Here is a 14,945-nt window from a genome sequence, read left to right on the forward strand (position 1 = left end):
ATCTTTCAGTTATAATGGCGGCAAATGACCTCAAAAGTCGTAATTTGCCCGCCCGTGATCAGCCAGGATACCATACAGCAAATTCTCAACCGCTCCGATATTATTGAAGTCATCGGCGGGTTTGTAAAATTGAAGAAACGGGGCGCCAATTACCTGGGCCTCTGTCCTTTTCATAATGAGAAATCACCTTCCTTCACGGTTTCATCTTCCAAAGAAATTTACAAGTGTTTCGGTTGCGGCCGCAGTGGCAACACGGTGAGCTTTTTGATGGAGCATGAAAAGTATTCCTATGTAGATGCACTCAGGTGGCTGGCTGCTAAATACAATGTGGAGATTGAAGAAACTTATTCTTCTCCGGAGCAACTGCAGGTAAAGCAAACGGCAGACAGTCTTTACATCATCAACAATTTTGCACAGCAGTTTTTCAGCCGCCAGTTGTTTGAAACAGAAGAAGGAAAGGCCATTGGTTTGAGTTACTTAAAAGAGCGTGGCTTCCGGGAAGATATCATCAAAAAATTTCAACTCGGCTACTCACCGCAGGAACGTACTGCTTTTACAAAAGAAGCGCTTCAGCAACAATACAATCCTGAACTCTTAACCAAAACAGGCATCGTTACAGAACGTAATGGTGAATTGCAGGATAACTACCGGGAACGTATCATCTTTCCGGTACACAATGCCACCGGTAAAGTGATTGGCTTTGGTGCACGTGTCATTGGCAAAAAAGAAAATGCACCCAAGTACATCAACACACCGGAGAATGAAATTTATATCAAGAGTAAAATTCTCTACGGTACCTATTTCGCACGACAGGCCATTGATAAAAATGATGAATGCTTACTGGTAGAAGGATATACAGATGTGATTTCACTGCACCAGGCGGGTATTGAAAATGTAGTGGCCAGCGGTGGTACTTCGCTTACGCCGGATCAGTTACGGCTTATCAAAAAATACAGCAACAACTTAACCATACTGTATGATGGTGATGCTGCCGGTGTAAAAGCAGCCATGCGTGGTTTGGACCTGGCATTGGAAGAAGGTTTGAATGTGCAGCTGGTATTGATTCCGGATAATGAAGACCCGGACAGCTATGTAAATAAAGTAGGTGCTTCAGGTTTTATTGACTTCATCAAGCAGAATAAAAAAGATGTGATCCTCTTTCAGTTGGAAGTAATGCTGAAAGATGCCGGCAATGATTCTACCAAAAAAGCAGGAGCTGTTAATACGATTGCAGAAAGCATCAGCCGTATTAATAAAGTTGAAGACTTTACACGTCAGCAGGATTACATCAAACAAAGTGCACAGCTCTTAAAGATTGATGAAGCAGGTTTGCATGCACTGGTAAACAAATTCATTCGTGAGCGGGTAAACAAGCTGGAACAAAAACAACCCGTTGAGCCTTTGCCGGATGCACAAACAACTACTTCGCCGGAGGAAGAACTCACAGAATTCTTTAACCGGGATGAACAACATGAACGGGCGCTGGTGCGCTGTTTACTGGATTTTGGTTTGCTGCCCTGGGATGAAACAAGAACGGTAGCCCAATATATTTTAGCCGAAGGTGAAGAATGGGGCATGATTGAAAATGCAGACCTGGTTGAAATTATCAATCTGTATCAGCAATGGTACAATGATGGACTGGAACCGGTGATGAAGAATTTCCTCTTTCATGAAAACCAGAACATCAGCAAGAATGTGGTATCGCTGGCAGATATCAAACATGAAATAAGTCCCAACTGGAAGGAAGCGCCTTATGAAGTACTGGTACCTTCACGGGAAGATCTGTACAAAGAAGAAATTTACTCTGTGCTCACTTATCTGAAACTCCGCAAGATCAAAGCGATGATTGATGAGAACCAGCGTGATCTTGAAAAGCCGCATACAGATGAGGAGTTATTTACACTCATCAAAACGCATCAGCATTTAAAACAACTGGAAACAGAACTGGTGAAAACTTTGGGAACGGTAATTGTACGTTAAGAGTTCATCAGCATATCACTATAACTTTCCGTAAGCAATTCTTCTTCTTTTATCTGTAATGCAGCTACATAAAAATCACATTGTTGCTTTATGAAGTCCAATCCTTTGCTGCCATCCACATCAATTGCTTCGATCTCCACAAAAGAGCCAAGGCCTTCCACTTCATCAATATGAAATTTTACATTTTCAATAAAATAGATTTCCCGTTTCTTCCTTACAGCTACTTTCACTCCGTTGGCCTGTGTTAAAGCTTTTTTAAGCAGTTCGCTTTCTTCTTTTACTTTAAACAAAGTCACTTCGCTCAGTTTGGGTCCTGCTTTGTCTTCCCGTTGGTAAAAGATCAATGAGTTTTCAATATTCCCCTGCCGCAGTTTTAAACGACCGTGGTGAACGTTAAAATAAGTATCTGTCTGGAAGTCGGTTCCTTTAAAATCCGCACTATGTTGCTGTAGATAATTTCTGATGAAGGCGGCATCTGCACAGCGGGCCTTGATTTCAATATTGTTATGGTTCATAGTAAACTAAAAGGCCGTCTTAACAGACGGCCAGTAAAAAATTTAAATCCGATGTGTTAAGCTTCAGCCGGGCTTAAACGGGAAGCACGGTTGGTACGTGTACTTTTGGGTGGCAATGCAATAGCTCTTTCAAAACGCATGGCAGTCCATACGTGATCCAGTTCTACTTCATCGCAGGTATCAAATCCGCACTGGCACACAAACTGCCAGCTTCCGTCACGGTTCAGGTCACTTACAATTTTAGAAGTGGCCTTGGGAGAAGCAATCCAGAACTTAGCCTTGGGAGATAATGCCGGTAACACTTCCTTCAGGATTCCATTTAACTGGTTTTGATTTACCGCAAATACAAGGGCAAAATCAATTTTTTTGGTGCGAAGGAGAGGCGTTACGTTCTTAGCAAAGGAAAGTTTTACAAAATGCTTCTCGATGGAGGAAGGAAGACCCTGGATAAGTAAGTTTTTTTCTTCATTAAACTGGAGCTTTTCCAACAGAGAAATAGACATACTGTAATTTTTGGTGAGAACTAAAAAAGAGAGGGCAAAATTAAGCATTTTACCCTCTACGAAACGGCTTTTGATAAACTTATTTGTATGTTTTATTAAACAAAACCAAGGTTTTCTTTCATTTTCTGGCTAACCGGTTATTTTCCAATGGGTTTATAGTAGTTCATGGCCTCCGGAATGAACTTTTGCATATTGGCAATACGGGTTTCGTCGCTGGGGTGTGTACTCAAAAATTCAGGTGGTTTTTGACCGCCGCCCACCTGCGCCATCCGTTGCCAGAAAGGAATCGCTTCATTGGGATTATAGCCGGCCATGGCTGAAAAAATCAACCCGAAACGGTCTGCTTCTGTTTCCTGCTTACGGCTGAAGGGAAGTGTTCCCAACACGGTGGAACCAATACCGTACGACTGCAGGAAAAGATTCTGAGTTTCAGAAGGCTTGTTAGCTACCGCTACTGATAAGGCTACGCCGCCTAATTGCTGCATTACACCCTGGCTCATCCGTTCATTTCCATGGCGGGCAATAGCATGTGCAATTTCATGACCCATTACCACAGCAAGCGCCGCTTCATTCTGTGTTACCGGCAACAACCCGGTATAAACCACTACTTTGCCACCGGGCATACACCAGGCGTTTACATCCTTACTGTCAATCAAATTAAATTCCCATTGATAACCGTTCAGAATATCACCCTTACCCTGCTGCTCATAATACTTTCCTATGGCATAGGCAATCCTTGTTCCTACACGGCGCACCATTTCTGCATCCTTGTTAACATTGGTAGCTACCACTTTATTTTCAGTAAGAAACTGTTTGTATTGCTGCGACGCCATGTTCTGCAATTCCGTTTCGGGCAAAAGAATTAACTGCTTACGGCCTGTAACCTGGTTCTTGGCGCAACCAATAAAAAGAACTGCTACTGTGCTGATGGTTAGAAGTATTCTGTTCATAATGTGAGTTTTTCAATATATTTCAATTAACGTACCATTCTTTTGGATGTTTCTTAAATAAAGTTAATCCTGTTTTTTTCTTTTCCGGAAGATGAGTTTATTCTCTGTTCCTTTTAACAATCGTTTGATATTGGGCAGGTGCAATACAAATACCAGCACGGCCGACAGTATAGCAAACCATTTGAAATAAATATTTTCTTCTTTGATGGCAAACAAAACCGAACCCGCAAATACACATACTGCTGTTAACGAACCAAGCGAAATATATTTTGTAAGCACCACCACCAGTATAAATGCCCCAACGCTGATTAAAGCCGTCCACGGCTGAATAGCTATTACCACACCAAATAAAGATGCCACACCCTTTCCACCTCTGAACCCTGCAAATACAGGAAACAGATGCCCCACAACAGCAAGCAAACCTAACAGCAGTTGCCAGAACATTGTTTCAGAACCCAGCCATACGGATGCATCAATCCAACGGGCCAATTGAACAGCAGCAGCTGCCTTACCCATATCCACCAGTAATACAAAGATGCCCCAACCGGTACCCAATACCCGAAAGGTATTAGATGCGCCCATGTTTTTACTGCCATGCTCCCTGATGTCGATACCAAAGAAGGTTTTACTCACCCATACCGCTGTGGGTATGGAACCGAGCAAATAAGCTGCTATCATAAGCCACAACCAGGTCATGAAGTTGTTTTTTGCAACATCAAACAACTCCAGTTTTGACGTTGAGATGAAGTAATGCGTTGCAAGTTGTATTTGGCTGCTTCGTTTAACAGCAATTCATCTTCCTCTGCATAAAATCCACTGATGAATAAATAACCTTTTGGTTGAAGTAGCGAAGAAAGTTGCTGCATAAACTGCAGGAGAATATGACGGTTGATATTGGCAAGAATGATATCAAATATTTCATTCGATGGCGGCACATCACTTTGAACAGCCTGAATATGGATGCATTGATTCATGACTGCATTTTCAACGGTATTATCAATACACCAGTCATCAATATCGGTGGCAAGTATATGAGAAGCACCCATTTTTTCAGCAAGTATGGCCAGTATACCCGTACCGCATCCAAAGTCAAAAACAGTTTTGTTATTGAAATCAACCTGCTGCATCAATTTCATCATTTGCCAGGTGGTGGCGTGATGTCCCGTACCAAAACTCATTTTGGGTGTGATGATGATTTCATACTTCACATTACTGATGGTCGTATGAAAGTGGGCACGTACGGCAGCAATATCTTCTACCACTACCGGTTGATAACTGCTCTCCCACTCTGCATTCCAGTTCCTTGGAGCGATGAGTTGCTGCTGATAGCTGAGTTCAAAGGGTTGTAATAAATCGGTGAGTATTTCCTTGCTGAATGCCGTTTCAGGAATACAGGCTTTTAAAACAGCATCTGTTTCTTCAAACCCATCATAGCCTTCATGGGAAAGAAGTGCAATAAGGATTTCCTTTTGCGCTGTATCAGTTGTGTTGATGGTAATTTCTATAACGTTTTCCATTATTGATTGCTGTTAATAAAAAGTCCTGCTTCATCAGCAGGACTCAAAGTTATCTCTGTTCATTCAGATATTACAAACGCTCTTCACCATCTTCCTGTTTGGGAGGTGCAGGCTGTTGTGGTTTGGGGGCACTCTCCGGCTTTGGCATCAGCACTTTACGGCTGAGTTTGAATTTGCCGGTGCGTGGGTCAAGACCAATCAACTTTACTTTTACCACATCACCTACTTTCAATACACCTTCCATACTTTCCAAACGCTTCCAACTGATTTCGCTGATGTGCAATAAACCTTCTTTCTTGGGCAGGAACTCCACAAAAGCACCAAACTCTTTAATGCCTTTTACTGTTGCTTCATAAACAGCACCTACCTCAGGAACAGCTACAATACCTTTCACCCATGCTACAGCTTTCTCCAGTCCTTCTTTTGCAGGTGAGAAGATGCTCACTTCACCATAATTACCGATTTCTTCAATGGTAATGGTGGTTCCGGTTTCACGCTGAATTTCCTGGATCACCTTGCCTTGGGGCCCGATAACCGCTCCGATAAATTCTTTATCAATAAAGAGTTTCTCCATTCTTGGTGCATGTGGTTTCACCTCAGGTCTTGGTTCTGCTACACACTCATACATGGCATCCAGAATATGTAAACGACCTGCTTTAGCCTGGTTCAATGCTTCACGCATTACATCCATACTCAAACCATCTACTTTAATATCCATCTGCACACCGCAAATACCTTCACGGGTACCGGTTACTTTAAAGTCCATATCACCTAAATGATCTTCATCACCAAGGATATCCGTAAGAATGGCATACTTACCATCACCACGTGTAATCAATCCCATTGCCACACCACTTACGTGTTTTTGAACAGGAACACCTGCATCCATCAACGCCAGTGAACCGGCACAAACAGTAGCCATAGAGGAAGAACCATTTGACTCCAGAATATCACTCACTACACGTACGGTATAAGGATATTCACCTCCAGGCATCATTTGCTTAAGTGAACGCATAGCCAGGTTACCATGGCCTACTTCACGACGGCCTGGACCACGCATCATTTTCACTTCACCGGTTGAATACGGTGGGAAATTATAGTGTAAAAAGAATTTTGTGTAGTTGCTGTTAGCAGCGCTTTCTATTAACAACTCATCCAGTTTGGTACCCAACGTTACGGTAGTTAAAGATTGGGTTTCGCCACGGGTAAACAGTGAAGAACCATGCGGTGTTGGCAAGGGTTCAATTTCCATTGCCAGCGGACGAACTTCATCCAGCTTACGGCCATCCAAACGGATGCGGTCATTCAGAATCATATCCCGAACTACTTCCCATTTCAGGTCTTCGTAGTACTTACCTGCTAATTTCTTATCAGCATCAGTGATTTCAGTACCAAGACTTTCGATGAGTTCGTCTTTTAATTTTTTATAAGCGTCTGTACGCTCTGCTTTGCTGCTGCCGCTTTTAGAGATTTCGTACACTTTATCTTTTGCAAAAGCAGTTACTTTTTGTTGCAGTTCATCATTCGTTACAGGTTTGGTGTAGTCTCTTTTACCAGTTACACCTTTTGCTTCACGAAGTTCCTGCTGTGCTTTGATTTGAATACGGATGGCATCATGTGCTACTTCCAGTGCACGTACCAGTTCTTCTTCGCTGCACTCTTTGGCTTCGCCTTCCACCATCATCAGGTTCTTTTCAGTAGCAGCAATAATGAAATCAGAAGTAGCTTTTGCCAATTCACTGCGGCCGGGGTTTACCACAAACTCGCCATCAATCATGGCTACTCTTACTTCAGAAATAATTTCTTTAATAGGAATATCTGAAACAGCCAGTGCAGCGGATGCAGCTAAACAAGCCAATGCATCGGGCATCACTTCTTCATCACTGGAAACAAGATTGATAAGCACCTGTACATCGCAGAAATAATCTTCCGGAAACAGGGGACGCAAAGCACGGTCAACGAGACGGCTTACAAGTACTTCGTAATCGCTCAGCCTTGCTTCACGCTTGAAAAATGAACCGGGAATACGTCCGGCAGATGCAAATTTTTCCTGGTAATCTACAGAAAGTGGAAAGAATTCCTGACCTTCCCTGGGTTCTTTATTGGCAACAACTGTGGCAAGCAGGATGCAGTTGCCCTGGCGAACGGTTACAGCACCATCTGCCTGGCGGGCCAGTTTACCGGTTTCAATGGTAACAATACGGCCACCGCCCAAATCGAATGATTTACTGATTGGTTGTGATAACATGTTTCAACGTTTTAAGGAACCCTTTTGAGGGAAAGCAAGTGCAATCTCGGGTTCATAATGAGAAAATAGAATTGAAAAACAATTGTGCTTAAAGAACAAAATCCCAACCGTGATAAAAACAGTTGGGAATGTTCATTTATAAGCTCATAAGGATTATTTACGTAATCCGAGTTTTTCAATTAATTGACGGTAACCGGTAAGGTTGTGTTTGCTGAGGTAAGTTAATAAGCGCTTACGCTTACCTACCAGTTGCATCAAACCACGGTTTGAAGAGAAATCTTTTTTGTTCTGCTTCAAATGACCGGAAATGTGGTTGATACGCTCTGTAAGAAGGGCAATTTGACCTTCAATAGAGCCGGTGTTTTCAGCTTTACCGCCGAAATTGGTGAAGATTGTTGCTTTTTTTTCTTTTGTAATTGCTGACATCTCAAAATTTTTTAAATGACATCCAAATGTTTACATCTTTATTTTGTGGCGGCAAAGGTAAGGGGAAAACGTGGAAGAGAGAAGATTTTAGGCAGGAATATTTGATAAAACGCATTGACTCAGCCTCTGTTTTCTATAAACCGGTCCAGAGCCTTCCGGGCATTTTGCCGCACCTTTTTCCTGAAAAAACCAAAACCGCCCAACAACCAACCTTTGAGCCCCATGGCCTGCCGGGCCCATTTATGCAGGTCAAACCGATCTGTATGCCGGTAAATAAGACCGTCTTTAAACTCAAATTCTGCATGAATATGGTTGATGACCTTGCGGCCAGTGACTGAAAATTTATAAGTTGCCACCCAATCAGCACTGCCCTTTTCCGAAGAAGCCTGCACATTGCTGAAACTGATTTTCAGCTCCCCTTTGCTTTGTTCAATCAACATCTTCCACATCTGAGCCGGCTCTTTTCCACGAAGGTTTACAAAAGCCTCATCATTAAAAACAGCCTCAGGGTGGTAGCAGGTAGCCATTGTTTCGGCATCCAGCCCGGCAAATGCTGTGTAAAATTTTGTTATGAGCTGCTCCATGAAATCAAATGATGGGTAAGATAAGTAATGCATTTGATTTATACAGTTTGGGAAAGAATGAGATTTACAACAACTCACAAGCGGTATCATAAGAGCATGGTTTTTTTGAAATACTTTTTTCAATGAAGAATCTATATAATTGGTATTATATTGCCGCCGAAAAAGAATAACCATTGCCCCGTATCATCTTTACTATAACCAACGATCTCAATTTTGACCAGCGCATGATCCGCATCTGCAGTTCATTGGCCAAAAACGGTTATGAAGTGACGCTCACAGGCAGAAAAATGCCGGGCTCACGCCCTCTGGCACCGCAACCATTTCAGCAAAAAAGATTGAGCTGTTTTTTCAGTAAAGGTTTTGGATTTTATGCGGAATACAATATCCGGTTATTCCTTTGGCTCTTGTTTCAGAAAGCCGATGCCCTTTGTGCCATTGACCTTGATACGATACTGCCTGTTTATTTTGTTTCCAAACTGAAGGGATCTAAACGTATTTATGATGCTCATGAATTGTTTTGCGAAATGAAAGAGGTGGTAAGCAGACCTCGTGTTTATAAATGCTGGAAATGGATAGAACGATTCACCGTTCCTGCATTTAAACATGGTTATACTGTTTGCAAACCCATTGCTGATGAATTTGAAAAAATGTATGGGGTGAAATATGAGGTGATCAGAAATGTACCGGTGAAAATAGTCCACAGTCCACGGTCAACAGTCAACAGTAGTGGAAATGGAAAGCTCCTTCTCTATCAAGGAGCTGTGAATGAGGGGCGGAGTTTTGAAACGCTCATTCCTGCCATGAAAGAAGTAAAAGCTCCATTGCACATTTATGGTGATGGCAATTTTTATACGCAAACGCAACAACTGATTCATCAACTCCGGTTGGAAGATAAAGTAATACTGAAAGGAAAATTAAAACCGGATGAATTAAAAGAAATTACGGCTTCAGCATATGCCGGTCTTACGCTGTTTGAAAATAATGGCCGAAATAATTACCTGAGCCTGGCAAATCGTTTCTTTGATTACATCATGGCAGGAATACCGCAGGTAGCTATGGATTACCCCGCTTACAGTCAAATCAATGAAGCGTTTGAAGTAGCTGTATTAATTCCTGATACATCGCCGCAAACAATTGCCAAAGCACTCAACCTTTTAGTTGATGATGTTGTTTTATTTGAGCGGCTGCAAAGCAATTGTGCAAAAGCCAGGCAGGTACTTAACTGGCAGGAAGAAGAAAAAAAATTAATCGCCTTTTATTCCCGGATTCTTGAATAACCATCTCCATATCGTTTGCCTGGATGTGCCCTACCCTGTTGATTATGGGGGTGTATTTGATTTATTTTATAAGATCAAAGAACTGCACAGCCTGGGTGTAAAAATTCATCTGCATTGTTTTGATTACGGCCGTGGAGAACAACCTGAGTTAAACAAGTATTGTGAAGAAGTATTTTATTACAGTCGTAATGAAGGGCATAAAGGATTTTCATTTAAGCTTCCCTATATTGTAGCCTCCAGGAATAATCCTGAATTATGGAGCAGATTGCAACAGGATCAGCATCCCGTTTTGCTGGAAGGCATTCATTGCACCTATGGTTTGCACCAAGGTTTGCTTAACAACAGAAAAGTAATTCTTCGTCTGCATAATGTGGAATATGAATATTACCGACAGCTTTCAAACTGGGAGCGCTCTTTAGTAAAGAAAGCCTACCTGCATCATGAAAGCCGTTTATTAGAACGTTATGAAAAACAAATTGCCAATAAAGCAATGATCTTTACTGTATCAGAAAAAGATGCAACACATTACCGTAAAAGTTTTGGTGCTCGTGAAGTTGAATACCTGCCCGTTTTCATTCCCGGCCAGATGGTAACAGCCAAAGAAGGTCTGGGTACATTTGCGTTGTATCATGGCAATCTTTCCGTTGCTGAAAATGAAAAAGCTGCTACCTGGTTGCTGGAAAAAGTTTTTGATGAACTGGAAATTCCATTTGTAGTTGCGGGAAAGAATCCTCCCAAACGATTGGTAGACCTGGCACATGAGCGGCCACATACCTGCATTGTTCAAAACCCATCTGAAGCGGAGATGCATGATCTGATTGCAAAAGCCCAGGTACATGTAATGCCTTCTTTTACCAGCAGCGGCATTAAGCTTAAACTATTAAATGCTCTCTTTAACGGTAGACATATTGTAACCAATGAAGACATGGTGAAAGGCACGGGACTGGAAAAAGCCTGCCATATTGCTGACAACCCGGCCATGATTAAATACACCGTATACAGGTTATTTCATACCGCATTTTCCAATGATGATAAAGAAATGAGACAGGGGTTGCTGCAAAAACATTTCAACAACAAAGCAAATGCGGAGCGGCTTATGCGTGCTCTACAGTAGCGTTATCAATTACTTTACCGCCTTCTGTTTTTACTAGTCTTGCAGGGAATTTTTTGATCACCATAAAATCATGGGTCGCCATTACAACAGCAGTGTTATAATCTTTTGAAACCTGGAACAGCAGATTCATGATTTCATCGCTGGTTTCCGGATCCAGGTTACCGGTGGGTTCATCTGCTAAAATCAATTTAGGGCTGTTGAGTAAGGCACGGGCAATATCTACACGTTGCTGTTCGCCTCCACTCATTTCAAAAGGCATTTTAAATCCTTTTGATTTGAGACCTACTTTATCCAGTACATCGTTAATTTTTTCTTCCATCAGGTTTTCATCTTTCCAACCGGTTGCTTTCAGAACAAAACGTAAGTTTTCATGCACCGTTCTGTCAGTAAGCAATTGAAAATCCTGGAATACTACACCCAGGCTGCGGCGCAGGAAAGGCACTTTCTTCCAGTCCATATCACGCAGGTTAAAACCATTCACGGTTCCTTCTCCCTGTGTTAATGGTAATTCTCCATACAATGTTTTCAATAAAGAAGATTTACCGGTTCCGGTTTTACCAACTAGGTAAACAAACTCACCCTGATCCACATTGAGATTAACATTATTGAGAATAAGATTACCGCTTTGGTAAATATTGGCGTTGGCGATATGTACAATAGAAGCCATTATATTTGTGTTTCAGCAAAAATATGTAATTCACCTTCTTCAAAACACATTGATGAAAATTTATGAAAAAGATGATCCTTCCGCTTTTGTTATTCTTCTCACTCATTTCAAATGCACAACCAAAGGACAGCATAGCAGGTCAATCACAACAACCAGACACCACCTTATTTCAAAAGGTAGAAATAGAGGCTGAATTTCCCGGTGGCGATGCGGCATGGATAAAATATATACAGGGAGTTCTGGAACGAAATATTGATAAGCTTTCCAGAAATAAAGCAAGTGTAGGCACCTGCGAAGTACAGTTTATAGTTGATAAAGATGGAAGTGTAACTAACGTAGAAGCCCTAACAATGAAAAAATCGTTATTAGCTAAACTATTGATAGAAGCCATAAAAGACGGTCCCCGCTGGAAACCAGCTATTCAATTCGGCAAAAAAGTGAAAGCATGGAGAAGACAAAAAGTAACTTTCAGAGCACCCGAATAAACATATCTTGAACTAATAAGAAATCTATTAAATGAAAAGCATTCATTCTTTATTCGTAGTAATTGGTTTATGCGCCATTAGTAAAGTTTCAGCACAAATTACAGATAGCAGTTTTATCAAAAGCAGCTTAGTTAATACGGATTCAGTTTATACAAAACCGGATGTATACCCCCAATTTCCTGGCGGAGAAAAGAAATGGAATGAATACATTCAAAAGCAAATTGTTGATCACCTGCCCTATCTGATTGATGATCCATTTAGCAATGGTGTTTGTGTTTTTAAGTTCATTATCGGAACGGACGGTTCAGTTATTGCAGCAGAACCACAAAATATGCATAACTCAGAATTAGCTAAGATTTTCAAAAAAGCATTACTGAAAGGTCCTAAGTGGATTCCGGCACAAGTAAACGGCATAAATGTGAAGTGTGTAAGAATGCAAAACGTAACATTTTATAAGCCTCAATAACCAATCATCTGACCCCCCACTCTCAACTCAACTTCTTTCTTATTACTCTCTTCTACCCTTCCAATCACCTGTGCCTCTACTCCAAAAGATTGGGCTATAGAAATAAACTGCTGTGCATTTGCCTCATTGGTATAAATTTCCAAACGGGTGCCCATGTTAAACACCTGGTACATTTCCCGTGCGTCAGCCCCACTGGCCTCCTGGATCAAATCAAAAATAACAGGAGGTGTAAAGAGGTTATCCTTTACCACTTTCATATTTGCAGGCAGGTATTTCAAACACTTGGTTTGCCCGCCGCCACTGCAATGAATCAATCCGTGTACCGCATCAAAATGATTCACCAGAATTTCTTTAAGCACCGGAGCAAAAGTTCTGGTGGGAGATAAAATAAGTTGGCCGATGGATGTTGCCTGTTGGCCGATTTGAATTTCTTCAGTCAATCGATGCTTGCCAATATACACTACCTCATCTTTCAAACCGGGTTCAAAAGTTTCAGGAAAATGTTGCGCATAATATTTACTCAGCACATCATGCCGTGCGCTGGTAAGACCATTACTGGCAATGCCGCTGTTGTAATTGCTTTCATAATTGGCCTGACCGAACGAAGCCAATCCAACAATCATATCACCCGGCTTTATTTTTTCATTGGTGATGATTTTATTCTTGGGCCAACGTGCTCCCATGGTGCCATTTACTGCAATGGTACGTACCACATCCCCCACATCAGCCGTTTCGCCGCCGAGGTAATGAATGTTTACACCAAACTGTTTCAGGTTATCAAACAGTTCCTGTGTACCGTTGATGATTTGTTCCAGCACTTCACCGGGAATCACGGCTTTGTTTCTGTCAATGGTTGAAGAAAACAACAGGTTGTCATAAATACCTACACAGAGCAAATCATCCAGGTTCATTACAACAGCATCCTGGGCAATACCCTTCCACACACTTGCATCGCCGGTTTCTTTCCAGTACAGGTAAGCAAGAATACTCTTGGTACCTGCCCCATCTGCATGCATCACACTCACCCAATCAGCATCACCTGTAAAATAATCAGGGTAAATTTTGCAAAAGGCATGGGGAAACAATCCCTTATCCAAATGCTGAATTGCTTTGTGTACATCTTCTTTTTGTGCACTAACGCCACGCTGGTTGTAAAGTGAGTTGCTCATATATAAAATCGCTGCAAATCTATGCCTTCCATCTTACATGAAATGAATTTGGAGCTTGATTTATACTAACAGTCAATACACCTTCCTTTTGTACATTTGCCCCACTTTATGAAAGTTTACAGGAACCTGGATACGTTGCCGGTTTTTACAAAAGCGGTTATTACCATTGGTACGTTTGATGGTGTGCACCTCGGTCATCAGAAAATCATTCATCAATTGCTGGCTGAAAGCGAACGTACCGGTGGCGAATCGGTGCTCATTACTTTTCACCCGCATCCCCGCAAGATTGTAAAACCTAACGAAAGCCTCATGCAGTTAACCACCATGGAAGAACGCATTGAGCTGCTGAAAAAGCTGGGCATTAACAATATGGTGATTGTACCTTTTACCAAAGATTTTTCACAGCAAACAGCATTGGAATATGTACATCATTTTTTAGTAGATAAATTCAGCCCGGCTACTATCATCATTGGTTACGATCATAAGTTTGGCAATAACCGGGAAGGTGATTTTAAGCTGCTGGAACAATATGCAGCACAATTTCACTACACCGTTCAGGAAATTGATGAAGAACTGATTAACAACGCCATCATCAGTTCTACTAAAATCAGAGAGGCACTGCTGCGGGGTGATGTTACTCTGGCAAGAGCCTTTTTGGGTTATGATTATTTCTTTAAAGGAGAAGTAATTGAGGGTAACAAATTGGGACGAACCATAGGCTATCCCACTGCTAATTTACAAATGGATAATCCGGACAAGCTGATTCCCGGCAATGGTGTGTATGCCGTAACCTGTCAGTTAGAAGGAGAAACAAGATTGCTGAAGGGAATGATGAACATCGGCACCCGGCCTACGGTGGATGGCATTAACAGAATGATTGAAGTAAACATTTTTGATTTTGATGAAGATATTTACGGCCGTCATCTGAGAGTGTGGCTCAAACATCATTTACGAAGTGAAGTGAAATTCAGCGGCATTGATGCACTAAAAGAGCAATTGAAAAAAGATAAAGAAGTAAGCATTAAGTTGCTGAATGAAGAATGA

Annotated in this window: 16 protein-coding genes; 6 read left to right on the forward strand and 10 right to left on the reverse strand. The window is 41.7% G+C overall.

Features of this window, described 5'->3' with window-relative positions; genetic code table 11:
- Positions 1-24: 24 nt before the first annotated feature.
- On the forward strand, positions 25-1,980 hold the full coding sequence (gene dnaG / locus PDL71_RS12415) for a DNA primase (RefSeq protein ID WP_407521467.1): 1,956 nt from the start codon (positions 25-27) through the stop codon (positions 1,978-1,980).
- Here the strand turns inward: dnaG and PDL71_RS12420 are convergent.
- The 8 genes from PDL71_RS12420 to PDL71_RS12455 all read right to left on the reverse strand — a co-directional run bounded on the left by PDL71_RS12420 (position 1,977) and on the right by PDL71_RS12455 (position 8,756).
- Positions 1,977-2,495, reverse strand: coding sequence for a class IV adenylate cyclase (locus PDL71_RS12420; RefSeq protein ID WP_407521469.1), 519 nt, complete (start codon positions 2,493-2,495; stop codon positions 1,977-1,979). The two genes, dnaG and PDL71_RS12420, sit on opposite strands and share 4 nt — an antisense overlap.
- 56 nt (positions 2,496-2,551) lie before the next feature.
- A complete protein-coding gene (locus PDL71_RS12425) occupies positions 2,552-2,998 on the reverse strand; it encodes a hypothetical protein (protein WP_407521471.1) in 447 nt (148 codons plus the stop codon).
- Between the two features lie 137 nt (positions 2,999-3,135).
- Positions 3,136-3,948: a M48 family metallopeptidase gene (locus tag PDL71_RS12430; RefSeq protein WP_407521473.1), complete on the reverse strand. Its 813-nt coding sequence runs from the start codon at positions 3,946-3,948 to the stop codon at positions 3,136-3,138.
- A 63-nt stretch (positions 3,949-4,011) separates the two neighbouring features.
- The gene (gene plsY, locus PDL71_RS12435) at positions 4,012-4,644 is read right to left on the reverse strand and encodes a glycerol-3-phosphate 1-O-acyltransferase PlsY (protein WP_407521474.1); all 633 of its coding nucleotides are present in this window, start codon (positions 4,642-4,644) and stop codon (positions 4,012-4,014) included.
- Positions 4,641-5,465, reverse strand: coding sequence for a 50S ribosomal protein L11 methyltransferase (prmA, locus tag PDL71_RS12440; RefSeq protein WP_407521476.1), 825 nt, complete (start codon positions 5,463-5,465; stop codon positions 4,641-4,643). Before prmA ends, plsY begins: the two co-directional genes overlap by 4 nt.
- Positions 5,466-5,535: 70 nt before the next feature.
- Positions 5,536-7,713, reverse strand: coding sequence for a polyribonucleotide nucleotidyltransferase (pnp, locus tag PDL71_RS12445; RefSeq protein ID WP_407521478.1), 2,178 nt, complete (start codon positions 7,711-7,713; stop codon positions 5,536-5,538).
- A 153-nt stretch (positions 7,714-7,866) separates the two neighbouring features.
- On the reverse strand, positions 7,867-8,139 hold the full coding sequence (gene rpsO / locus PDL71_RS12450) for a 30S ribosomal protein S15 (protein ID WP_407521480.1): 273 nt from the start codon (positions 8,137-8,139) through the stop codon (positions 7,867-7,869).
- 119 nt (positions 8,140-8,258) lie between these two features.
- The gene (locus tag PDL71_RS12455) at positions 8,259-8,756 is read right to left on the reverse strand and encodes a nuclear transport factor 2 family protein (RefSeq protein WP_407521482.1); all 498 of its coding nucleotides are present in this window, start codon (positions 8,754-8,756) and stop codon (positions 8,259-8,261) included.
- Positions 8,757-8,896: 140 nt separating this feature from the next.
- On the opposite strand from PDL71_RS12455, the gene PDL71_RS12460 reads away from it, so the two are divergent.
- Positions 8,897-10,000, forward strand: a complete 1,104-nt coding sequence (locus tag PDL71_RS12460) for a glycosyltransferase (protein ID WP_407521484.1) — start codon at positions 8,897-8,899, stop codon at positions 9,998-10,000.
- Positions 9,993-11,114 carry a glycosyltransferase gene (locus tag PDL71_RS12465; RefSeq protein WP_407521486.1) on the forward strand — a complete coding sequence of 374 codons (1,122 nt, stop codon included), beginning with the start codon at positions 9,993-9,995 and terminating at the stop codon, positions 11,112-11,114. Before PDL71_RS12460 ends, PDL71_RS12465 begins: the two co-directional genes overlap by 8 nt.
- Here the strand turns inward: PDL71_RS12465 and PDL71_RS12470 are convergent.
- Entirely contained in the window at positions 11,095-11,781 is a 687-nt protein-coding gene (locus PDL71_RS12470) for a cell division ATP-binding protein FtsE (protein ID WP_407521488.1), read from the reverse strand. The genes PDL71_RS12465 and PDL71_RS12470 overlap by 20 nt on opposite strands.
- A gap of 62 nt (positions 11,782-11,843) precedes the next feature.
- Here PDL71_RS12470 and PDL71_RS12475 point away from each other — a divergent pair, with 62 nt between their 5' ends.
- A complete protein-coding gene (locus tag PDL71_RS12475) occupies positions 11,844-12,266 on the forward strand; it encodes an energy transducer TonB (protein ID WP_407521490.1) in 423 nt (140 codons plus the stop codon).
- A gap of 31 nt (positions 12,267-12,297) precedes the next feature.
- The gene (locus PDL71_RS12480) at positions 12,298-12,732 is read left to right on the forward strand and encodes a hypothetical protein (protein WP_407521492.1); all 435 of its coding nucleotides are present in this window, start codon (positions 12,298-12,300) and stop codon (positions 12,730-12,732) included.
- On the opposite strand, the gene PDL71_RS12485 is transcribed toward PDL71_RS12480, so the two are convergent.
- Complete coding sequence (locus PDL71_RS12485; protein ID WP_407521494.1) at positions 12,726-13,901, reverse strand: AIR synthase related protein; 1,176 nt, start codon at positions 13,899-13,901, stop codon at positions 12,726-12,728. The two genes, PDL71_RS12480 and PDL71_RS12485, sit on opposite strands and share 7 nt — an antisense overlap.
- A 108-nt stretch (positions 13,902-14,009) precedes the next feature.
- On the opposite strand from PDL71_RS12485, the gene PDL71_RS12490 reads away from it, so the two are divergent.
- Positions 14,010-14,945, forward strand: coding sequence for a bifunctional riboflavin kinase/FAD synthetase (locus PDL71_RS12490; RefSeq protein ID WP_407521496.1), 936 nt, complete (start codon positions 14,010-14,012; stop codon positions 14,943-14,945).

The organism is Lacibacter sp. MH-610 (assembly GCF_045780045.1).
In the GTDB taxonomy this organism is placed as follows: Bacteria; Bacteroidota; Bacteroidia; order Chitinophagales; family Chitinophagaceae; genus Lacibacter.